Raw genomic sequence first — 20,901 nt, 5'->3', positions numbered from 1 at the left:
CAAGCGGCGGCGCCCGCGTAGAGTGCCGCCATGCTTCGACTCGCGCTCGCCCTGCTCCTCCTCGCGCCCCTCTCGGCCTATGCCGACGAATGCGACGGGCTCGCCCAGCAGATCGCCGCGGCGACCGGCGGCAAGGTCGGGCGCCGCTCGGGGCCGAGCATCGACATCAAGGTGCCGGGCAGCATCAAGATCGATCTCACCTGCCGGGCCGAGCCCATCGTCCAGGCGAGCTCCGGCGACCCGACGCCGTCGGCGGCCTTCTTCCAGGATCTCTCGATCGCCTCGCAGCTCCTCGTCGGCGAGTCGCCCGCCTCCGTGCAGGCGATCCTGGCCAAGGCCTACCAGGCCTCCCTCGCCGAGCGCCGCAAGTCCTTCATCCAGCAGAACGGCTGGTCGGCGAGCTGCTACACCGACAGCGCCGGCTCGATCCGCACCCTCTGCTCGGTGGGCCGCATCCCGCGGGGGTGAGGAATTCTTGACCTGTCGACGGCGCCGGCAGGTCTACGCCCGCACCTCCCTGCTGCGGGCGCGCTGAGCCCCGCTCAATACTCGATCACGTCTTCCAGAGCGTAGTGCTTCACCGTCTTCCGGTTGGCGATCAGCTCCTCGACCGTGGGCTCGCCCTTGAGCGCGCGGGAGATGGCGAGCTTCGTCGCCTCGTAATTCGTCCGATAGAGGTCCTTGCGGTCGAGGTTCGGGTCGTCGGCGCAACGCGGGTCGAGCCAGATCATGATGATCATGCAGAGTTCGTCGAGCCCGTCCTTCGGCAGGACGCCCTCGATGATGCAATCGACGATGGCGTCGCCCGTGGCCGCCTGCACCACCCCGCCGAGGAGCTCGACGTACTCGGCCGTGTGGATCGTGGCCTTGGTGGTCATCATCGTGGCCGGGCGCACGAGTTGGTTGAGGTCGCGCACCACGAACATGCGGGTGTGGCCCTGCACCTGCCCCATCATGTTGGCGAAGGCCTGCCCCGCCGGCCCGCGGGTGGAGCCGATCAGCACCTCGGGCATCGCGTCCGTGTACTGACCTTCGGCGGCGAGCACCGTCGCCTCGCCCGTGCGGAACCAGATCTCGGACATCGCGTGACATTCCCTCGTGTCTGTGACGAGGGCGCAGAAACACCGGGCCGGCCGGGGCGTCAATCGGACGAGCCATGCGATTTTGGGACGGCCCGCTCCGGCCGGCCGCCGATGGCGCTGGTCAGGCCGCGCGCGATGCGCCATGCAGGGCGGGCACCGGCAGGCCCGGTGGGCCAAGAGGCGCGCCGCCGATGAACGGATCAGAGAGGAGCCGCGACAGAAGCCGGGATTGGAGCTTGTCGGTGGCTGCGGCCGAGGACGGGGTCCGCCTCGAATTCGGCCTGAACGACCTCGACGGCCGGCCTCTGACCGCCATCCTAGATCTCGACCGGGGCGAGGCGCGCAACCTCGCCCGGGCGCTCATGGCCGCCGCCGGCGACGCGATGGAGCGGACCTTCCCGCACCCGCCGAGCGGGGAATAGGACGCTCAGCGCACGCCGACGTCGTGGCGGCCGGGCAGGCGCGGCACCCGGGTGCCGCGGGGCTCGACCGGGCCCGCGCAGGTGTAGGCGAACTCGGTCTGCAGGTCCGTGAAGATGGTCTCGCCGGTGATGCGGCAATCCTCCCGCACGGTCTCGTCGAGGTAGGTGCGGGCCGCGAGGCGGAAGCGCTCGGTGCGGGTCGCTGCGGGGTCGCGCCCGGCGTAGCGGTCGCCGATGCCGCAGCCCGCCACCTCCCGCAGGGCGTTCGAGACGATCAACATCCGGCGTTGCTGGCGCTGGTCGTAGACCTCGTAGGGATCGTTGCAGCCGATCGTGACGACCTGGGGCGTCAGGCTCACATAGGTCTTCGAGATGTAGGAGAAGCCGGTGCAGCCCGCGACCGACAGGCCGAGGGCGAGAACCGGTATGAGCCGCAAGCCTGTCATCGCCATCCCGCACCCGCTTCGCCCGCGCATTGAAGCGGGGCCGTGGGCGCGGTCAAGCGCAGGCCGGCCACACGCCGCACCCGTGCGCACCTATCCCGTGCGCACCGAGCGCACATGCACCTATTCTGCAGCCGCCGCGAGGTAGCGGGCCGGGTCGTAGTTGAGGATCGGCCCGAGCCAGCGCTCGATCTCGGTCACGTCCATCCCCTTGCGGGCGGCGTAATCCTCGACCTGATCGCGCTCGACCTTCGCGACGCCGAAATAATGCGCCTCCGGATGGGCGATGTAGAGGCCCGAGACCGAGGAGCCCGGCCACATGGCGTAGGATTCGGTGAGCTTGACGCCCGCCTGCGCCTCGGCCCGCAGCAACTCGAACAGGGTCACCTTCTCGGTGTGGTCGGGCTGGGCCGGGTAGCCCGGGGCGGGGCGGATGCCGTCGTATTCCTCGCGCACCAGATCGTCGGGCGTGAAGCTCTCCTGCATGGCGTAGCCCCACAGCTCCTTGCGCACGCGTTCGTGCATGCGCTCGGCGAAGGCCTCGGCGATGCGGTCGGCGAGCGCCTTGACGAGGATCGAGCGGTAATCGTCGTTCGCCCGCTCGAAGCGCTCGGCGATGCGCACCTCCTCCAGGCCCGCGGTGACGACGAAGCCGCCGACGTAATCCGCGATGCCCGTCCCGGCGGGCGCCACGAAATCGGACAGGCAGGTATTCGAACGCCCGTCGCGCTTCGACAGCTGCTGGCGCAGGCCGTGGAAGGTGGCGAGTCGCTCCTGCCGGCTCTCGCCGGTGTAGAGTGCGATGTCGTCGCCGACGCTGTTGGCCGGCCAGAAGCCCACCACTGCCTTCGGGTTGAACCAGCGCTCCTCTACGATCTGCTTCAACATCGCCTGCGCGTCCTCGAACAGGGCCCGGGCCGCCGGGCCCTGTTCGGGGTCGTCGAGGATCGCGGGGTAGCGGCCCTTGAACTCGTAGGTCTGGAGGAAGGGCGTCCAGTCGATGTAGGGAACGAGTTCGGAAACCTCGTAGCTGCGGAAGACGCGGGTGCCAGTGAAGCTCGGCTTCCGCGGCTCGTAGCCCGACCAGTCGATCCGGAAGGGGTTGGCGCGGGCCTTCGCGAGCGGCAAGCGCTGCTTCTCGGCCTCGGAGCGGGCGTGCGCGTCGGCGACCTTGCGGTACTCGGCCCGCACCGTCTCGATCGTCGCCGCGCGCGTCTCCTTCGAGATCAGGCTCGATACGACGCCGACGGCGCGGCTCGCATCCGTCACGTAGACGGCCTGGCCGCGCTCGTAGGCCGGGTGGATCTTCACCGCCGTGTGGACGCGGCTCGTGGTGGCGCCGCCGATGAGGAGCGGCACGTCGAAACCCTCGCGCTCCATCTCGCCCGCCACGTGCACCATCTCGTCGAGGGACGGCGTGATGAGACCCGACAGGCCGACGATGTCGACGTTCTCGCGCTTGGCCGTGTCGAGGATCTTGGCGGCCGGCACCATCACGCCGAGATCGATGATCTCGTAATTGTTGCAGGCGAGCACGACGCCGACGATGTTCTTGCCGATGTCGTGGACGTCGCCCTTCACGGTCGCCATCAGCACCTTGCCAGCGGCCCGGCGCACCCCGTCGCCACCGTTCAGCCTCTTCTCCTCCTCCATGAAGGGCTCGAGATAGGCCACCGCCTGCTTCATCACGCGGGCCGATTTCACCACCTGCGGCAGGAACATCTTGCCCGATCCGAACAGGTCGCCGACCACGTTCATGCCGGCCATCAGCGGCCCCTCGATGACGTGGAGCGGTCGCTCGGCCTTTCCGCGGGCCTCCTCGGTGTCGGCCACGATGTACTCGGTGATGCCGTTGACGAGCGCGTGCTCAAGCCGCTTCTCGACGCTCGCCTCGCGCCAGGAGAGGTCGGCGGCCTTGGCCTGCGCGCCCCCGCCGGACTTGAAGCGCTCGGCCGCCTCCAGCAGGCGGTCGGTGGAATCGTCCCGGCGGTTCAGCACCACGTCCTCGCAGAGGTCGCGGAGCTCGGCCGGGATCTCGTCGTAGACCGCGAGCTGGCCGGCATTCACGATGCCCATATCCATGCCGGCATGGATCGCGTGGTAGAGGAAGACCGCGTGCATCGCCTCGCGCACGGGCTCGTTGCCGCGGAAGGCGAAGGAGAGGTTCGAGACGCCGCCGGAGATGTGGGCGTGGGGCAGCGTCTCGCGGATCTGCCGCGTCGCCTCGATGAAGGCCACGCCGTAGGGGTTGTGCTCCTCGATCCCGGTGGCCACCGCGAAGATGTTCGGGTCGAAGATGATGTCCTCAGGGGGAAAGCCGACCTCCTCGGTGAGGATGCGGTAGGCGCGGGTGCAGATCTCGACCTTGCGCTCCAGACTGTCGGCTTGGCCCTGCTCGTCGAAGGCCATCACCACCACCGCCGCGCCGTAGGCGCGGCAGACGCGCGCGTCGTGGATGAACTTCTCCTCGCCCTCCTTCATGGAGATCGAGTTCACGATGGCCTTGCCCTGGAGGCATTTGAGGCCGGCCTCGATCACCTCGAACTTCGAGGAATCGACCATCACCGGCACGCGGGCGATGTCGGGCTCGGCGGCGACGAGGTTCAGGAACTCGACCATCGCCTTCTTCGAGTCGAGCAGGCCCTCGTCCATGTTGACGTCGATCACCTGCGCGCCCGCCGCCACCTGATCGCGGGCGACGTCGAGGGCCGCGGCGTAGTCGCCGTTGGTGACGAGCTTGCGGAACTTGGCCGAGCCCGTGACGTTCGTGCGCTCGCCCACGTTCACGAAGGGAATCTCCTTCGTCAGCGTGAAGGGCTCGAGCCCGGACAGCCGCATCAGCGGCGCAATCTCGGGGACCTTGCGGGGCGCCTTGCCCGCCACCGCCTCCGCGATGGCGCGGATGTGGTCGGGCGTCGTGCCGCAGCAGCCGCCGACCATGTTGACGAGGCCGCTCTCGGCGAACTCGCCGACCAGCGCGCCCATTGCCTCCGGGCTCTCGTCGTAGAGGCCGAACTCGTTCGGCAGGCCGGCATTCGGGTAGGCGCAGACCAGGGTGTCGCAGACGCGGGACAGCTCGCTGATGTGGCCGCGCATCTCGCGGGCACCCAGCGCGCAGTTGAGCCCGAAGGTGAGCGGGCTGGAATGGCGGAGCGCGTGCCAGAAGGCGGTCGGCGTCTGGCCGGACAGGGTGCGGCCGGACAAATCGGTGATCGTGCCCGAGATCTGGATCGGCAGGCGGATGCCGGTCTCCTCGAACACGGCCCAAGCGGCGGCGATCGCGGCCTTGGCGTTCAGCGTGTCGAAGATCGTCTCGATGAGGATGAGTTCGGCCCCGCCCGCGATGAGGCCGCGGACCTGCTCGGCGTAAGCCGCGCGCACCTGATCGAAGGTGACCGCGCGGTAACCCGGGTTGTTCACGTCGGGAGAGATCGAGAGCGTTCGGTTCGTCGGGCCGATGGCGCCGGCCACGAACCGGCGGCGCCCGTCCTGCTGCTCGGCGAGCCGGGCGGCCTCGCGGGCGAGACGCGCGCCCTCCGCATTCAGCTCGTGGATGATCGGCTCCATGCCGTAATCGGCTTGCGCGATCGTGGTGCCGGAGAAGGTGTTCGTCTCGCAGACATCGGCGCCGGCGAGGAAGTAGTCGAGGTGAATCTGCCGGATCGCGTCGGGCTGGGTCAGGATCAAGAGGTCGTTGTTGCCGCGCTGGTCGTGCCCGTGATCCTTGAAGCGCTCGCCCCGGAAGTCCTCTTCCGTGAACTTGAGGCGCTGGATCACGGTGCCCATCGCGCCGTCGAGCACGAGGATCTTCTCCGACGCGCGCTGGCGCAGGGCCTTTTCGATCTCACGGCCGTCGACGGGAGGGAAAGCGCTCATCGGGTCTCTCGGGCTGTCATCTCGTGCGGGTACTCACCTCCCCCTTGCGGGGAGGGTTAGAGGCGCGGGTCGTGCACACGGCACCGCCGCGCCATACGCGGCACCACCCTCACCTCCGGCTCCTCCCCACAAGGGGCGGAACGAATGTTGCGGGCTTTAAGCCGCCGCGCGCTCCGCCGCCACCGGGCGCTCGGCCCGCAGGCCCAGCAGGTGGCAGATGGCGTAGACGAGGTCGGCGCGGTTCATCGAGTAGAAGTGGAAGTCGTGGATGCCGCGGTCCACGAGGTCGAGCACCTGCTCGGCAGCCACCGCGCCCGCGATCAGGCGGCGGGTGTCCACGTCGTCGTCGAGCCCCTCGAAACGGTGGGCGAGCCATTCCGGCACCGAGGCGCCCGTGCGGCGGGCGAAGTTCGCGGCCTGCTTGAAGTTCTGCACCGGCAGGATGCCCGGCACGATCGGGATGTCGATGCCGCGCGCCCGCACCCGGTCGACGTAGCGCAGGTACACGTCGTTCTCGAAGAAGAACTGCGTGATGGCGCGGTCCGCGCCTGCATCGACCTTCGCCTTCAATGCGTCGATGTCGGCATCGAGCGAGGCGGCCTCGGGGTGCTTCTCCGGGTAGCCCGAGACCGAGACCTGGAAGTCGCCGATGCGCTTGATGCCCGCCACGAGGTCGCAGGTGTGCTGGTAGCCGCCGGGATGGGGCGCGTAGGCCGTGCCGACGCCCTCGGCCGGGTCGCCGCGGAGCGCCACGATGTGGCGCACGCCGACATCCCAGTAGGAGCGCACCACCTCGTCCACCTCGTCCTTGGTCGCGTTGACGCAGGTGAGGTGGGCGGCTGGCTTCAGGCTCGTCTCGCGCACCATGCGGGCGACCGTGTTGTGGGTGCGCTCGCGGGTCGAGCCGCCGGCGCCGTAGGTCACCGACACGAAGCTCGGGTGGAGCGGGGCGAGGCGCTCGATCGAGGACCAGAGCGTCCGCTCCATCTCCTCGGTCTTCGGCGGGAAGAACTCGAAGGAGACCCGGATCGGGCGGCAGCCCTCGCGGCTCGCGCGGTAGGTGGAGGCTGGCATGGCAATCCTCTCGTGTTGTCCTGTCGGCCCGCCCTGAGGCGGCGCCCGATCTCTCTTGGGGCGGTCAGGCGACCGCCCGGTCGTCGGCGAGCCCGTCGAGCGCCGCCCGGCGCTCCTCGGCGAGCCAGAGGGTGACGGTGAGTTGGTGCGCGGCCAGCGCGGTCGGGGCGAGGTCGCGGGTCTCGACGGCGTCGAGCCCGGCCTCGGCGAGCCAGCCGGAGACCTGCTCGGCGGCGAAGCCGAGGCGGCGATGGGCCTGCGATTCGCGCAGGAATTCGAGATCGTGGGGCGCGAAATCGACCACCAGGAGGCGCCCCCCCGGCGCGACGAGGCGGGCCGCCTCCCGCAGCGCCCGGGCCGGGTCGTCGAGGTAATGCAACACCTGATGGACGATGACGAGGTCGAAGCTGGCGCGGCCGAACGGCGGCGCGTGGATGTCGCCCTGGCGCAGATCGACCCGCGACAGGCCCGTCCGCTCCAGGTTCGCCCGCGCGACCGAGAGCATGGCGTGGCTCGAGTCGAGGCCGGTGGCGCGGCCCGCCCGCGGGGCGAGGAGGCCGAGCATCCGGCCCGTGCCGGTGCCGAGGTCGATCAGGCTCTGGATCGGGCGCGGGCCCAGCACGTCGAGCACCGCCGCCTCGACGGTGGCCTCCGGCACGTGGAGCGAGCGAAGCTGGTCCCATTTCGGGGCGAGCCGCGCGAAGAAGCTCTGCGCGGCCTCGGCGCGTTGCGCCCGCACCGCCTCGCGGCGGGCCTGATCCTCCGAGAGCGGGGGCGCCTCCCGGTCGAGCCCGGCGATCAGTGGATCGACGAGGCCGGCGGAGGTCTCGCACAGGCGGAAGAAGGCCCAGGCCCCCTCACGGTGCCGCTCGATCAGCCCCGCCTCGACGAGGAGCTTGAGGTGGCGCGAGATGCGCGGCTGCGACTGGCCGAGGATGTCGGTGAGGTCCGAGACCGAGAGTTCGCCCTCGGACAGGAGCGCCAGGATGCGCAGGCGCGTCTCCTCGGCCGCCGCCCGCAGGACGCCGAGGGCGTCCGCGAAGGGGACCGGAGCTGCCGCGATGGTGCGCTCGTTAGACATAAAGATATCTTTATGTGCGCTGAGCAGCGTTGGCAAGGATTAATCGCGAGGCCCGTTTCCGTCGGCTGTCCGCAAGCGCCGTTCCCGATGGCGTCTCGCGAGGCCGGTCACGGCGCGTTCCAGAGCCAGGCCGCGCCCCGCACCCCCGAGGCGTCCCCGTGCAGGCTCGGGTGGATCGGCGTGTCGAAAGCGTCGGAGAAGACGTGCGGCGCGGTCGCCGCCGGCAGGCGGGCGAGCAGTTCCGGCACCCGCGAGAGGCCGCCGCCGATGACGATGATGTCGGGGTCGAGGATGTTGACGACGTGGGCGACCGACCGCCCCAACCGATCGAGATAGGCGGCGAAGGTGGCCTGCGCTCCCGCATCGCCCGCGCGCAACGCCGCGACGACGCCCTCGCCGGTCAGCGCCTCGCCGGTGCGGCGGGCGTGGTCGGCGGCGAGCCCCGGCCCGGACAGGAAGGTCTCGATGCAGCCGTGCCGGCCGCAATAGCAGGCAGGGCCCGGCCGCTCGTCGTCGCGAGGCGCCGGGAGGGGGTTGTGCCCCCATTCCCCGGCGATGCGGTCGCGCCCCGAGAGCACCCGCCCCCGGATCGCGAGGCCGGAGCCGACCCCGGTGCCCAGGATGATGGCCCAGACGACCTCCGCGCCGGCGCCCGCGCCGTCGACCGCCTCCGAGACGGCGAGGCAATTGGCGTCGTTCTCGACCCGGACCGGGCGCCCCAGAGCGGCGACGAGGTCGGCCGCGAAGGGCCGGCCGTTGAGCCAGGTCGAGTTCGCGTTCTTGATGAGACCCGTGCGGGCCGAGACGGCGCCGGGCATGCCGATGCCGATGCTGCAGGGGCCGTCCGCCTCAGTCTCCAGGCGGTGGACGAGGCCCGCGACCGCCCGGACCGTCGCCGCGTAGTCGCCCCGCGGCGCGGGCATCCGGCTCTCGGCTCGCGTCCGACCGGCACGGTCGAGAACGATGCCCGCGATCTTGGTGCCGCCGAGATCGATGCCGAGGCGGAAGGGCTCCGCGCTCATGCGGGCCTACTGCGCGGCGGCGACCTTCGGGGCGTGCTCGCTCGTGTCCATCGGCTCGGGCGACTCGTCGGAGATGTGGGTCCCGATCGAGACCGGATGCGCCATCACCTCCCGGAGCTTGTCGGCGTCGAGTTCGCCCTCCCAGCGGCTGACGACGACGCAGGCGACGCCGTTGCCGATGAGGTTCGTGAGCGCCCGGCACTCCGACATGAACTTGTCGATGCCGAGAACCAGGGTCATCGCGGCGACCGGCACCGGGTTGTTCGGGATCGCTGCCAGCGTCGCGGCGAGCGTGATGAAGCCTGCCCCCGTCACGCCCGAGGCCCCCTTCGAGGTCAGCATCGCCACGACGATGATCGTCGCGTACTGGCCGAACGAGAGGTCCGCGCCGACGGCCTGCGCCAGGAACAGCGTCGCCAGCGTCATGTAGATGTTGGTGCCGTCGAGGTTGAACGAGTAGCCGGTCGGGATGACGAGGCCGACGACGGAATCCGAGCAGCCGAGGCGGCGCATCTTCGTCATCATGTGGGGCAGCACGGTCTCGGAGGACGAGGTGCCGAGCACGATGAGCAACTCGTCCTTGATGTAGGCGAGGAAGCGGAAGATCGAGAAGCCGGCGAACCGCGCGATGCCGCCGAGCACCACGATCACGAAGAGGAGAGCCGTGACGTAGAAGGTGCCGACGAGCCAGGCGAGGTCGACGACCTTCTGGATGCCGTACTCGCCGATGGTGAAGGCCATGGCGCCGAAGGCGCCGAGCGGCGCGAGCTTCACGATCAGGCCGATGATCCGGAAGAAGACCTGGCCGGCCGTGTCGATGGCGTGGGAGATGCCCTCCGCCCGCGCGCCCATGCCGGTGACGACGACGCCGGTGAGGATCGAGATCAGCAGCACCTGCAGCAGGTCGCCGGTAGCGAAGGCGTCGAAGAAGCTCTTCGGGATCAGCGCCATGATGTGGGCGACGGTCGAATCGGCCGCCGCCTTGCTCGCGTAGGTCGCGACCTTGCTGGCGTCGAGCTTCGAGGGGTCGGCATGGAAGTCGGCGCCGGGCCGGATGACCTCGCCGACGAGGACGCCGATCAGGAGCGCGATGGTCGAGACCACCTCGAAGTAGATCAGGGCCTTCAGGCCGACGCGGCCGACCTTCTTCAGGTCTCCGATCGAGGCGATGCCGTGGACGATGGTGCAGAAGATGATCGGCGCGATCATCATCTTGATCAGCGCCACGAAGGCGTCGCCGAGCCACTTCAGCGACTTGCCGAATTCCGGGTAGAAATAGCCCACCGCGATGCCGAGAGCGATCGCGATCAGGACCTGGATGTAGAGGACCTTGTACCAGGGCTCGCCCGCGGTTGCGGGCGCAGCCGTCGTCGGTGCAGCGGAGGTCGTCGCCTGGGCCATGTCCCTCACCCGTGCGCGCCGCGGGCGGCGCCCTTCCTGATCGTTATCGATTTTCCGAGACGCTAGCGAAGTTGCGCTGGGCGCTCAACTCGCACTCGGTAGTCCAGCCCGGTCCGGACGTTACAAAATCTGTCGATCCGGGCGAAGACGATCTTCCCAATGGTCGGGGGACAGTCCCATTCTCGATCGGCGCGGCAGGGATCCGGCCGCCGCGAGCCGACGAGCCGAGCCGTGTCGATCCTGCCAATCCTGCGGAACGCCGCTCTCGCGGCTCTCGTCCTCGTGGGGACGGGCGGGCCGGCGGCTGCCGGGATCGTCGCCCGCATCGATCAGTCGAGCCAGCGTATGCGGGTCTACGTGGACGGGATGCTCGCCTACGACTGGCCGGTCTCGACCGCGCGGCGCGGCTTCGTCACGCCGAACGGGAGCTATCGGGTCGGGCTGATGGCGCCGATGTGGCGCTCGCGCAAGTATCACGGCTCGCCGATGCCGCACGCGATGTTCTTCCGCGGCGGCTACGCCATCCACGGCACCTACGCGGTGGGCCATCTCGGACGCCGCGCAAGCCACGGCTGCGTCCGCCTGAGTCCGGCCAATGCCCGCACGCTCTACCGCCTCACGCAGATCTACGGCGGCGCGCGGGTCCTGGTCCGGAACTGAGCGCCGCCGGTCGCCCGGCGGCGCGAGTCCTCAGTTCTGCTGCTGGGTCCGCCGGGGCCGCACGGTCCAGCGCTCGAAGGCGGAGGCGGAATCGTCCTCGCGGGACGCCTCGTTCTGCGCCTCATGCGGCTGGTGGATCGCCGCGCCGAGAGCGGCCGACAAGCTCTCGATGACGTCGTCGATCCGGGCATCGCCCTGCGCGGTCTCGGGCTCCTCGGACGCCACGGCCTGCGGCTCGGCCTCGGGGGCCGGCTCCGGCTCGCGCGCCTCGGGCGCGGGCGCCACGACGGCGGCTGCGGCGGGCACAACGGCGGCGGGCACGGCGGCGGCGGCCGGAGCGCCGGTGCCGGCGATACGGCGCAGCGCGTTCACCACGCCGTCCTCCTCACCGGACTTTCCCTCGGCGGGGCGGCCCTCCGCGGCCTTCGGGGCGTTGTAGCGGCCGAAGCCGAAGCGGGGCTCGATCAGGTCGAGCACGGCGTCGAGGGCGGCGTTGTTGATGCTGACCTCGCCGGCCTGCGGCGGGCCTTGCAGCGCCACCGTGTGCCGCTCGTAGGCCCCGTCCTGCGAGACCTCCCGGCCGAACCAGACCGGGGCGACGAAGCCGTTGGCCTCGTTCTCGCTGTCGAAGGCGACGCTGATCAGGTCGAGGCTGCCGGGGCTGACGTAGCGGTCGATCCGGACCTCGCGACCGTTCACGTTGAGGGTGGTGCGGTCGTAGGCGGCCTTGCCGGTGCAGACGTCGAGGAGGGCGTCGCCGTGGGCGCGCGGCACATCCGTGCGCTCCTCGCTGGGGGCGCCGTCCTGGCCCGTCGTGACGAGGATCAGGTGGCATTGCTGCCCGTCGACGCGCACGAAGGAGGTGCGGCCGGTCTGGGGGCGAAATAGCCCTCGGTGATGCGGGATCCGCCGCGTTCCTTGCGGATCAGACGCACCAGGGACGGTGCCACGAGAAACCGCCGAACGACACTCATACTCAGCCTCCGCACATTCGCCACCCGCCGGCGACGGGTGGACGCTCGTACCGTCGTGTCCCGGAGGGCCGGGGCTTGGCGCGAAAACTTTCGGTTGCCTCGCCAACAGCTTTGCCGCAGGGTCCGAGGATCTTCGCCCCGCCCCGCCTATTCCTCGGTCTCACGAGACATGTCGGTTTTGGGTTCACCAGGGACTAAGGAAAAAGGCGCCGAAATCAAGACCACGGGCCGACCGACATCTACCGTACGAAACCTTTCCCCATCAAAGGGATGTCGCGCCGCCGGCCGCCGGCTCGAACGTCAGGGCCGCCCCGTTCATGCAGTAGCGCAGGCCCGTGGGGGGCGGTCCGTCGTTGAAGACGTGGCCGAGATGGCCCTTGCAGCGGGCACAGTGAGCCTCGGTGCGCACCATCCAGTGGCTGCGGTCGGTCTGGGTCTCGACCGCGTCGGGCAGCGGCTCGAAGAAGCTCGGCCAGCCGGTGCCGGACTCGAACTTGGTGCCGGTGACGAAGAGCGGCGTGCCGCAGCCTGCGCAGGCGAAGGTGCCGGGCCGCTTCTCGGCGAGCAGGCAGCTCGTGCCGGCGCGCTCGGTGCCGTGCTCGCGCAGCACCCGGTACTGCTCGGGCGTCAGCGCGGCGCGCCACTCGGCCTCGGAGCGGGTCTCGGGAGCGTCCGCGATGGGATCGGCCATGATGTCCTCCTGATGGTCTCGGGGGTCAGGCCCGATATGGTGCGGCCCCGGCCCGGCCGGGAGGCGGCGTCAGGCCGCTGCCCCCACCGAATCCGCCATCCGCGCCTCGCGGGCGCCGAGCGGCAGTTCCGGGCCCGTGGTCGTGTCCCGGACCGTCTGGTGCTCCATCTCGGCGTTGATCTCGCCGCCGAGCAGCACGATCGTCGCCGAGATCCAGATCCAGGTCATGAAGCCGATGACCGCCCCGAGCGACCCGTACGTCTCGTTGTAATTGCCGAAGTTCGTCACGTACCACGAGAAGAGCAGCGAGGCGACGAGCCAGAGGATGCAGGCCACGACGCTGCCGGTGCCGACCCAGCGCCAGCGCGCCTCCTCGCGGCTCGGCCCGTAGCGGTAGAGCACGGAGAGGCCGGCGAGCAGCACGACGAGGAGCGCGGGCCATCGCAGGAGCGCGATGAACCACGCCGCGTCGCTGATCCCGACGAAGGCGAAGATGACCGGCAGGACGACGATCGAGGCCAGCGCGAAGATGATGAACAGGAGCGCGCCGCCCGTGAAGGCCAGCGAGCGCAGGTTCAGCATCACGAAGGAGCGCTTCTCGTCCTCCTCGTAGACGACGTTGAGGGCGTCGAACATCGCCTTCATGGCGGCGTTGGCGCTCCACAGCGAGATCAGGAGGCTGGTGAAGAAGGTCACGCCGAGGGCGCCGCCCCCCTTCGAGGCGATGCGCTTGACCTGATCGCCCACGACCTCGATGGCGCCCTGCGGCAGCACGCCCTGCAGGCTCGCGAGGTGCTCGTTGATCACGCGCACGTCCGCGAACAGCCCGTAGCAGGTGACGAGGGCGGCGATCGCCGGGAACAGGGAGAGCAGCGAGTAGAAGGTGACGCCTGCGGCCACCGACAGGACGCGATCCTTGTTGAACTCGAGGTAGACGCGGACCGCGATGTCATTCCAGCCGGCCCCCGTGATCTCGGTGGGATTGCGGGCCTTGCGGCCGCGCTCGGGTTGGGTCGCGCCGACGAGCTCGGCCGAGCGGCCGGTGTAGGAGCGGGCGCCGCCGTCGCCGGCGCGGACGGGGTCCGGCCCGGACGCCGCGGGAACCCGCCGGCCCTTCGGCGCGGCGGCGAGCGCGATCAGCGCCGTGCCGACGAGGAGCGTCCACAGGATCGATCCGCCCGCGCCGGTCTCGGGCGGGTCGGGCGGGCGGAGCGGCGACGCTGTCATGCGGGGACGGCACTCGAAAGGCTTGCACGGGACCCCGCGCACGGAGCCAAGAACGTCAGCGCAGGTGCGCCGTTCCCCTCAGCATACAGTCCTAACGGCGATCACGGCCGATAAAGCTGTGCATGGGTCTCGCGGAGCACGTTCTTCTGCACCTTGCCCATGGCGTTGCGCGGCAGCTCGTCCGCGAAGAGCACGCGCTTGGGCAGCTTGAACTTGGCGAGCCGCCCCTCGAGCTGGGCGAGCACGGCCGCCTCGTCGGGCGCGCCCTCGCCCGCCACCACGACGGCCGTGACGCCCTCGCCGAAATCGGCGTGGGGCAGGCCGATCACCGCGGATTCGACGATGCCCGGGATCGCGTCGATCTCGGTCTCGATCTCCTTCGGATAGACGTTGAAGCCGCCCGAGATGATGAGGTCCTTGCCGCGGCCGACGATGTGGACGTAGCCGTCCGCATCGACCTTGCCGAGATCGCCCGTGATGAAGAACCCGTCCGCCCGGAACTCGGCGGCGGTCTTCTCGGGCATGCGCCAGTAGCCCTTGAACACGTTCGGGCCCCGGACCTCGATCATGCCGACCTCGCCGTCAGGCAGATGGGCGCCGGTCTCCGGGTCGACCACCCGGAGCGCAACGTCCGGCAGGGGAAAGCCCACCGTGCCGGCGATGCGCCGCCCCTCGTAGGGGTTCGAGGTGCTCATGTTGGTCTCGGTCATGCCGTAGCGCTCGAGGATGGCGTGGCCGGTGCGGGCCTGCCACTCCCGGTGCGTCTCGGCGAGGAGCGGCGCCGAGCCCGAGATGAAGAGGCGCATCGGCGCTGCGACCTCCCGCGTGAGGCCGGGCTCCCTGAGGAGGCGGGTGTAGAAGGTCGGCACGCCCATCATCGCGCTCGCCCGCGGCATCAGCTCCAGGATCCGCTTCGCGTCGAGCCGGGGCAGGAACAGCATGGTGCCGCCGGTGGCGAGCACGATGTTCGTCGCCACGAACAGGCCGTGGGTGTGGAAGACGGGCAGCGCGTGGATCAGCACGTCCTCAGCCGTGAAGCGCCAGAGGTCGACGAGGGTCCGGGTGTTCGAGGCGAGGTTCTCATGGGTCAGCATGGCGCCCTTCGAGCGCCCGGTCGTGCCCGAGGTGTAGAGGATCGCCGCGAGATCGTCGGGGCCGCGCGCCACGTCGGCGAAGTCGGGGGCCGCGGCATCCGCCGCCTCCGCCATGCTGCCGCGCCCATCGCCGCCCAGGGTGCGGAGCGCCGCGACGCCGGCCTTCTCCGCGACGGATTCGAGCGCCTCGCGCTTGCCCGGGTCGCAGACGAACAGAGCCGGCTCGGCATCCGACAGGAAATACGCGATCTCCGCGCCCGTATAGGCGGTGTTGAGCGGCAGGAAGACGGCGCCGGCCCGCACCGCGCCGAGATAGAGGAAGATCACCTCGGGGCTCTTGTCGACCTGCACGGCGACCCGGTCGCCGACCTTCACGCCGAGTTCCGTCAGCGCGTTCGCGTAGGCCGCGGAGCGCGCGAGGAGATCGGCGTAGCTGAGCACCGCGCCGTCCGGCGACTCGATGAAGGTCTTGGCCGCGGGATCGGCGGGCAGGCCCGACCGCACGAGATCGAAGAGGTGGTTCGTCATGCGCGCGTGCCTAGCACATCGCGCGAATTCTTGGGGAGTGCCGACCGGGAAGAAGGTCCCCGCAGGCGCCTCCCCTCCCCCGCGGGGAGGAAAGCCGCCCGCCTCAGGCGTCGGCGAGCGCCACTGCGCGCGGGGGCGGCAGGTTCGCGCGCAATTCCCGGCTCACCGTGCCGGAGGCCGCCACCGTGCCGAGATTGGCGTAGGTCTCGTGGTTCTTCTCGATGGCCGAGAGGTCGTAGAGGTAGTTCACCATCAGCCCGTAGGATTGCTTCACGCCCTTCGGCGAGGTGTCGCCGAGGAAATTGAGCCGCTCCAGCCGCGCCCCGTTGCCGAGATGGAAGCGGGCGACCGGGTCGAGGGGCCGGCCCCGGTCGTTCTTGGCGCGCAGGAAATAGGCGGCGGCCGCGGGCAGCATCGCCTTGCGCACCGCCTCGCAGGTCGCCTTGTCGCTCTGCCAGTCCGACCGTTCGAGGAGGCGCAGGGCCTCGATATCCTCCTTCGTCAGGCCCTGCGACGCGTCGGCGCGCCGCTCCCGGTCGAGCCAGCGGGCGAAGCCCGGCACCGGCGAGAGGGTGACGAAGGTCTTGAGCGAGGGGATCTCGCGGGCGAGGTCCTCCACCACCTGCTTGATCAGGAAATTGCCGAAGGTGACGCCGGCCAGACCCCGCTGGCAGTTCGAGATCGAGTAGAACACCGCCGTCGTGGCCGCGCGCATAGGCAGGAGGTCGCGCTCGTTGGCGAGGATCGGGGCGATCGCGGCGGCGATGCCGCCGGTCAGCGCCACCTCGACGAAGATCAGCGGCTCGTCGACGAGAGCCGGGTGGAAGAAGGCGAAGCAGCGCCGGTCGGAGGGCTCGATCCGGCGGCGCAGGTCGTCCCAGCCCTGGATCTCGTGCACCGCCTCGTAGCGGATGATCTTCTCCAGGATGTGGGCGGGCGTCGTCCAGTCGATGTGGCGCAGCACCAGGAAGCCCCGGTTGAACCAGGAGGCGAACAGGTGCTCGAAATCGCAATCGAGGCTGTCGGCCGCATCGATCAGGTCCGCATCCGCCCCTTCCTCGGCGCGCAGGGCCGCGCGCAGGTCCATCAGGTCCTCGCGCATGCGCACGAGGGCCCGCGTGCCGTCACGGGCGAGGTTGAGGCGGCGGATCAGCTCCTGGCTGCGCGGCTCGGCCGCCTCGTGCAGGCGCCCGAGGCGGGCGCGGGTCGGGTCGGCCCGGTAGGAGGCGATCGCCGCGTCGACCGCGGCGTGGTCCGCATCGAATTCCTGGGCGATGAGGCGCAGGAAGGCGAGGCGCTCGGGCTTCGCGAAGCTCGCGTAGCGGTCGAGGATGAGGCGGGCGAGCGCCACGCCGGACGCCTCGCCGCGGCGGGAGATCAGATCCTCGCAGAGCTTGACGAGTTCGGGGGCGCTCGCCTTCGCGGCGATGTCGCCCCGTCCGAAGCTGATGAGGTCGCGGCCACGGTCGCTGATCGTCTGGAGCAGGTCGCCGAAGAAAGAGGTCGCCGCCATGAAACGCCGTTCGCTCCGTCGCCACCCGCTGTCACGATGTGCGGCCGCCCGGAGGGACCGGCCGCCAGCGGCCTCGTTCTAGGCCGGGTACGCCGAGAGGGCCAGGGGCCGGGACGCGGCCCAGGGCCTCTCCGGCGGCCGGGCTCAGGCGCGTTGCGTTTCGGCCGCAGCGATCTCGCAGCGATCGGCCCGCTCGCGCCAATCCTCGACCCCGTGCTGGCGCGCGAAGCGCAATTCGGCGGCGCGGCGCGCCCGCTCCGGATCGCGCGCCCGGGCGATCTCCACGGAGCCGACGGTGAAGGGCACCCCCAGGATCTGCTTGGCGAAACTGACGCGGTAGTTCGGCATACGGAACTCCCTGTTGTCCGGCGAAAGCCTGTCGTGGGCGCGAATCAGCACATCGTGACCGTCGCACCCGAAATGAGAGCCCGAAACGGTCGCGTTTCCAAGGGCACCCAGCGCGGCAGCAGAGCATAAGTCCTTCTGCCGCAACGATTGTGATATGGTGGTGAAGGGAGCGTGATGGAAGGGCCGGACCCTTCTCACCGTTTCGCGAGTGGCGGGAGGCGATGCCGGCCGGGGCGGTTGCCAGCGGCGGCCCGGCCGGCCTACGGCGTTGGGCCTCCCTGCCCCACACCCCAGACCTGCCCTTGCTGACACCGCATCTCACGACCCGCGCCCGCCTCGGCCTCACCCTGATCGCAGGGGGCGCGGTCGCCAACATCTATTACAACCAGCCCCTCCTCGCCCTCCTCGTCTCGGAATTCGGGGCGCGGGCGGCCATCTGGATCCCGACCGCCTGCCTGGTCGGCTACGGGCTCGGCATCCTCGGGCTCGTGCCGCTGGGCGACAGCCTGCCCCGGCGCAGCCTGATCATGGGTCAGCTCGCGGCGCTGAGCCTCGCCCTGCTGCTCGCCGGCGCGGCACCGAACCTCCCCGTCCTGGCGCTGGCGAGCCTCCTGATCGGCTTCCTCGCATCGGCCGCGCAGCAGGCCGTGCCCTTCGCGGCCGAGCTCGCGCCCGACGCGAGCCGCGGGCGCATCGTCGGGCAGGTGATGACCGGGCTCCTCACCGGCATCCTGCTCGCGCGCACGGCGAGCGGGCTGTTCGGTGCCGAGTTCGGCTGGCGGGCGGTGTTCGTCGCGGCGGCGGGCGTGGCGCTCGCCATGGCGGGAATCGCGGCCGCGACCCTGCCGAGGACGCCGAAGACGAAGCCCCTGCGCTACCGGGCGCTGATGCTCTCGATCCTCTACCTCGTGCGCACCCAGCCGACCCTGCGCACCGCGACCCTGTCGCAGGCGCTGCTCTTCGCGAGCTTCAACGCCTTCTGGGCGACCCTCGCCCTTCTCGTCGAGGCGCCGCCCTTCGACCTGACGGCGGCCGGCGCCGGATTGTTCGGGGTGATCGGCGTCGCGGGCGCGCTCATCGCGCCGATGTCGGGGCGCTTCACGGACCGGCGCGGGGCGCGGCCCGTCGTGGTGGCGGGCAGCGCCTGCGTCCTCGCGGCCTTCGCCGTGCTGTGGCTCTGGGGCGGCAGGTCGCTCGTCGGCGTCGCGGCCGGCGTGCTGCTCATCGATATCGGCCTGAACGGGGCACTGATCGCGAACCAGACCCGGGCCTACGCGCTGGTGCCCGGCGCCGGGGGCGGATCAACACCGTGCTGTTCACCGCGATGTTCGTGTTCGGGGCGCTCGGGGCCTATGCGGGCTCGCGGGCCTTCCTCGCCGCCGGCTGGCCGGGGGTCTGCACGGTGGGGATCGTCCTCGCCGGCCTCGCCCTCCTCGTCGCCGTGCTCGACCGGCACCGGCCGCGGGCTACCTGAGGATCCGCGAGAGCCGGCACCACGCCCCCTTGTCCGGCGGCAAGCCGAAGCGCAGGCGGCTCGGTGCCGCCTCGAACCGGCGCACGTAGATCCCGGCCTCGCCGAGGCGCCGGAACAGGCCGGGGCCGTCCTCGAAATCGGCGGTGCGGAACAGGGCGGTGCCACCGACGACCCGGCCGCCGCCGCGGGCGATCATCCGGTCGAGACGATCCGCGTCCGCCCGGCGCGCCAGGGCCGCCTCCCCCCGCCAGCCGGCATCGGCGAGGGCAACGCGCCCGATGGCCAGCGCCGGCCCGGAGACCGCCCAGGGCCCGAGGGCGGCGGCGATCCGCGCCGCGAAGACGGGCTCCGCGACCGCGAAGCCGAGTCGGATGCCGGCGAGCCCGTAGGTCTTGCCGAACGAGCGCAGCACCACGAGGCCGGGCCCCGCGAAGGGGCAGAGGCTCTCGACGGGCTCCAGGTCGGCGAAGGCTTCATCCGTGACGATGAGGCCGCCCCGCGCGCGCAGGCGCTCCGCCAGCTCCCGCAGCGCGGCCGCGGGGAAGACGCGCCCGTCCGGATTGTTCGGGTTGACGATGACGGCCACCGCCGCCTCGCCGATCGCGGCGAGATCGGGCACGCCCACGACGGCGTGGCCGCCGCGCGCCCAGGCGGCCTCGTGCTCGGCATAGGTCGGCGAGATCACCGCCACCCGCGTCGGCGGCAGGAGCCGCGGCAGGATCTCGATCAGGATCTGCGTGCCGGGCGCCGGCACGATTCCCGCCGGATCGGCGCCGTAGGCCGCGGCGGCGGTCGCCCGCAGCGCCGCGAGGTCGCCGGGCGCGGGCAGGCGCCGGAACAGGCTGGCCTCCAGCGGCGGACAGGGATAGGGGACCGGGTTGATCCCCGTCGAGAGATCGATCCAAGGCTCGGGCGCATCCGGGAACAGCCTGCGCGCGGCGTCGAGGTCGCCGCCGTGGCTCATTACCGGCGCGCCGGCCTTCCCTGCCGAGACCCGATGTCCTGGACCGTCCTCGCCCATCCGCCCGATACGCTCATCATCCTCGCCCTCGCCCTCTTGATCGAGGCCGCGGCCGGCTATCCGGACGCGCTCTACAGGGCGCTCGGCCACCCTGTCACCTGGATCGGCCGACTGATCGCGGCGCTCGACCGGGGGCTGAACCGGGGCGAGCCCGGCACGCGGCGCCTCAAGGGCGTGCTCGCCCTCCTCATTCTCCTTGCCGCAGCGGTCGGCAGCGGGCTCGCCCTGACGGCGCTCGCCGGGCTCGGCGGCCCGGTACTCGGGCTCGTCCTCGCCGCGCTCCTGTGCGCGACGCTTCCGGCGCAGAGAAGCCTCGACCAGCACGTGATCCGCGTCGCCGCCGCGCTCCGGCGGGAGGGGCTGCCCGGCGGGCGCCGCGCCGTCTCGATGATCGTCGGGCGCGACCCCGAGACCCTCGACGAGGCGGCCGTGTGCCGGGCCGCGATCGAGAGCCTCGCCGAGAACTTTTCGGACGGGATCGTGGCGCCGGCCTTCTGGATCGGGCTCGGCGGGCTGCCCGGCGGCCTCCTCTACAAGGCCGCCAACACCGCCGACAGCATGATCGGGCACCGCACGCCCCGCCACGCCGCGTTCGGCTGGGCCGCGGCCCGTTTCGACGACCTGATCAACCTGCCGGCCTCGCGCCTGACCGCGCTCCTCATCGTGGCGGCGGCGCGCCTGACGAAGGGCGCCTCGGCCCGCGGCGCCTGGACGGCCGTGCGGCGCGATGCCGGGCGGCACCGCTCGCCGAACGCCGGCTGGCCGGAAGCCGCGATGGCCGGGGCGCTGGGCCTGCGTCTCGCGGGGCCAAGGGTCTACGGGGGCGAGCGCGTGACGGATTCCTGGATGGGCGACGGCCGCGCCGAGGCGGGACCCGAGGACATCGAGCGGGCGATCCGGATCTACCGCGCGGCCTGCGCCCTGCTGTTCGGGCTGGCGGCCATCCTCGCGACGCTTCTCGCGGGCTGAG

The 20,901-nt window shown here is 71.0% G+C and carries 17 protein-coding genes and 2 pseudogenes; 5 read left to right on the top strand and 14 right to left on the bottom strand.

All coding sequences use genetic code 11. From position 1 onward, the window contains the following. Positions 1-30: 30 nt before the first annotated feature. Positions 31-468 carry a hypothetical protein gene (locus DK389_RS14650; protein WP_109890629.1) on the top strand — a complete coding sequence of 146 codons (438 nt, stop codon included), beginning with the start codon at positions 31-33 and terminating at the stop codon, positions 466-468. Positions 469-542: 74 nt separating this feature from the next. Here DK389_RS14650 and fae read toward each other — a convergent pair whose 3' ends face one another. Further along, complete coding sequence (gene fae / locus DK389_RS14645) at positions 543-1,082, bottom strand: formaldehyde-activating enzyme (RefSeq protein ID WP_109890627.1); 540 nt, start codon at positions 1,080-1,082, stop codon at positions 543-545. A gap of 242 nt (positions 1,083-1,324) precedes the next feature. Here fae and DK389_RS14640 point away from each other — a divergent pair, with 242 nt between their 5' ends. Continuing rightward, entirely contained in the window at positions 1,325-1,504 is a 180-nt protein-coding gene (locus DK389_RS14640) for a hypothetical protein (RefSeq protein WP_418292034.1), read from the top strand. Positions 1,505-1,509: 5 nt separating this feature from the next. On the opposite strand, the gene DK389_RS14635 is transcribed toward DK389_RS14640, so the two are convergent. From DK389_RS14635 to DK389_RS14610, 6 genes are all read right to left on the bottom strand, one after another. After that, positions 1,510-1,956 (bottom strand): hypothetical protein, encoded by a 447-nt coding sequence (locus DK389_RS14635; protein WP_109890623.1) that lies wholly within the window; start codon positions 1,954-1,956, stop codon positions 1,510-1,512. Positions 1,957-2,070: 114 nt separating this feature from the next. Then, entirely contained in the window at positions 2,071-5,823 is a 3,753-nt protein-coding gene (metH, locus tag DK389_RS14630; protein WP_109890621.1) for a methionine synthase, read from the bottom strand. 156 nt (positions 5,824-5,979) lie between these two features. Continuing rightward, complete coding sequence (gene metF / locus DK389_RS14625; RefSeq protein WP_109890619.1) at positions 5,980-6,897, bottom strand: methylenetetrahydrofolate reductase [NAD(P)H]; 918 nt, start codon at positions 6,895-6,897, stop codon at positions 5,980-5,982. A gap of 64 nt (positions 6,898-6,961) precedes the next feature. Then, the gene (locus DK389_RS14620) at positions 6,962-7,978 is read right to left on the bottom strand and encodes an ArsR/SmtB family transcription factor (RefSeq protein ID WP_109890617.1); all 1,017 of its coding nucleotides are present in this window, start codon (positions 7,976-7,978) and stop codon (positions 6,962-6,964) included. Between the two features lie 107 nt (positions 7,979-8,085). Then, positions 8,086-9,000 (bottom strand): ROK family protein, encoded by a 915-nt coding sequence (locus DK389_RS14615; protein WP_109890615.1) that lies wholly within the window; start codon positions 8,998-9,000, stop codon positions 8,086-8,088. Between the two features lie 6 nt (positions 9,001-9,006). Then, positions 9,007-10,401 (bottom strand): dicarboxylate/amino acid:cation symporter, encoded by a 1,395-nt coding sequence (locus DK389_RS14610; RefSeq protein ID WP_109890613.1) that lies wholly within the window; start codon positions 10,399-10,401, stop codon positions 9,007-9,009. Positions 10,402-10,632: 231 nt separating this feature from the next. Here DK389_RS14610 and DK389_RS14605 point away from each other — a divergent pair, with 231 nt between their 5' ends. Next, positions 10,633-11,061, top strand: coding sequence for a L,D-transpeptidase (locus DK389_RS14605; RefSeq protein WP_236960878.1), 429 nt, complete (start codon positions 10,633-10,635; stop codon positions 11,059-11,061). 30 nt (positions 11,062-11,091) lie between these two features. On the opposite strand, the pseudogene DK389_RS14600 reads toward DK389_RS14605, so the two are convergent. The 6 genes and pseudogenes from DK389_RS14600 to DK389_RS14575 form a co-directional block, all read right to left on the bottom strand. Then, positions 11,092-12,035: pseudogene (locus tag DK389_RS14600) on the bottom strand (hypothetical protein). Positions 12,036-12,297: 262 nt separating this feature from the next. After that, positions 12,298-12,726: a peptide-methionine (R)-S-oxide reductase MsrB gene (gene msrB / locus DK389_RS14595; protein WP_109890609.1), complete on the bottom strand. Its 429-nt coding sequence runs from the start codon at positions 12,724-12,726 to the stop codon at positions 12,298-12,300. Between the two features lie 69 nt (positions 12,727-12,795). After that, the gene (locus DK389_RS14590) at positions 12,796-13,953 is read right to left on the bottom strand and encodes a YihY/virulence factor BrkB family protein (protein WP_109890607.1); all 1,158 of its coding nucleotides are present in this window, start codon (positions 13,951-13,953) and stop codon (positions 12,796-12,798) included. A gap of 101 nt (positions 13,954-14,054) precedes the next feature. Then, positions 14,055-15,575, bottom strand: coding sequence for a malonate--CoA ligase (locus DK389_RS14585; RefSeq protein WP_109890605.1), 1,521 nt, complete (start codon positions 15,573-15,575; stop codon positions 14,055-14,057). A gap of 103 nt (positions 15,576-15,678) precedes the next feature. Further along, positions 15,679-17,088, bottom strand: a complete 1,410-nt coding sequence (locus tag DK389_RS14580; protein ID WP_109890603.1) for a malonyl-CoA decarboxylase — start codon at positions 17,086-17,088, stop codon at positions 15,679-15,681. Positions 17,089-17,232: 144 nt separating this feature from the next. Next, positions 17,233-17,436, bottom strand: a complete 204-nt coding sequence (locus tag DK389_RS14575; protein WP_109890601.1) for a hypothetical protein — start codon at positions 17,434-17,436, stop codon at positions 17,233-17,235. A 221-nt stretch (positions 17,437-17,657) separates the two neighbouring features. On the opposite strand from DK389_RS14575, the pseudogene DK389_RS14570 reads away from it, so the two are divergent. After that, positions 17,658-18,910 (top strand): annotated as a pseudogene (locus DK389_RS14570) (MFS transporter). On the opposite strand, the gene cobD reads toward DK389_RS14570, so the two are convergent. Continuing rightward, positions 18,903-19,931, bottom strand: a complete 1,029-nt coding sequence (gene cobD, locus DK389_RS14565; protein ID WP_194075208.1) for a threonine-phosphate decarboxylase CobD — start codon at positions 19,929-19,931, stop codon at positions 18,903-18,905. The pseudogene DK389_RS14570 and the gene cobD overlap by 8 nt on opposite strands. Between cobD and cbiB the strand changes: the two genes are divergently transcribed. Then, complete coding sequence (cbiB, locus tag DK389_RS14560) at positions 19,908-20,900, top strand: adenosylcobinamide-phosphate synthase CbiB (protein ID WP_109890597.1); 993 nt, start codon at positions 19,908-19,910, stop codon at positions 20,898-20,900. The genes cobD and cbiB overlap by 24 nt on opposite strands. The last annotated feature ends 1 nt before the right edge of the window (position 20,901 follow it).

It is taken from the genome of Methylobacterium durans, from assembly GCF_003173715.1.
Lineage (GTDB): Bacteria > Pseudomonadota > Alphaproteobacteria > Rhizobiales > Beijerinckiaceae > Methylobacterium > Methylobacterium durans.
Note: the sequence above shows the minus strand (reverse complement) of the source record. Positions and strands in the feature narration are given on the sequence as shown.

Bases quoted from the DNA above. Each gene is read 5' to 3' on its own strand.
- DK389_RS14650 (WP_109890629.1), top strand. From the start codon at position 31: ATGCTTCGACTCGCGCTCGCCCTGCTCCTCCTCGCGCCCCTCTCGGCC.
- fae (WP_109890627.1), bottom strand. From the start codon at position 1,082: ATGTCCGAGATCTGGTTCCGCACGGGCGAGGCGACGGTGCTCGCCGCC.
- DK389_RS14635 (WP_109890623.1), bottom strand. From the start codon at position 1,956: ATGGCGATGACAGGCTTGCGGCTCATACCGGTTCTCGCCCTCGGCCTG.
- metH (WP_109890621.1), bottom strand. From the start codon at position 5,823: ATGAGCGCTTTCCCTCCCGTCGACGGCCGTGAGATCGAAAAGGCCCTG.
- metF (WP_109890619.1), bottom strand. From the start codon at position 6,897: ATGCCAGCCTCCACCTACCGCGCGAGCCGCGAGGGCTGCCGCCCGATC.
- DK389_RS14620 (WP_109890617.1), bottom strand. From the start codon at position 7,978: ATGTCTAACGAGCGCACCATCGCGGCAGCTCCGGTCCCCTTCGCGGAC.
- DK389_RS14615 (WP_109890615.1), bottom strand. From the start codon at position 9,000: ATGAGCGCGGAGCCCTTCCGCCTCGGCATCGATCTCGGCGGCACCAAG.
- DK389_RS14610 (WP_109890613.1), bottom strand. From the start codon at position 10,401: ATGGCCCAGGCGACGACCTCCGCTGCACCGACGACGGCTGCGCCCGCA.
- msrB (WP_109890609.1), bottom strand. From the start codon at position 12,726: ATGGCCGATCCCATCGCGGACGCTCCCGAGACCCGCTCCGAGGCCGAG.
- DK389_RS14590 (WP_109890607.1), bottom strand. From the start codon at position 13,953: ATGACAGCGTCGCCGCTCCGCCCGCCCGACCCGCCCGAGACCGGCGCG.
- DK389_RS14585 (WP_109890605.1), bottom strand. From the start codon at position 15,575: ATGACGAACCACCTCTTCGATCTCGTGCGGTCGGGCCTGCCCGCCGAT.
- DK389_RS14580 (WP_109890603.1), bottom strand. From the start codon at position 17,088: ATGGCGGCGACCTCTTTCTTCGGCGACCTGCTCCAGACGATCAGCGAC.
- DK389_RS14575 (WP_109890601.1), bottom strand. From the start codon at position 17,436: ATGCCGAACTACCGCGTCAGTTTCGCCAAGCAGATCCTGGGGGTGCCC.
- cbiB (WP_109890597.1), top strand. From the start codon at position 19,908: ATGTCCTGGACCGTCCTCGCCCATCCGCCCGATACGCTCATCATCCTC.
- cobD (WP_194075208.1), bottom strand. From the start codon at position 19,931: ATGGGCGAGGACGGTCCAGGACATCGGGTCTCGGCAGGGAAGGCCGGC.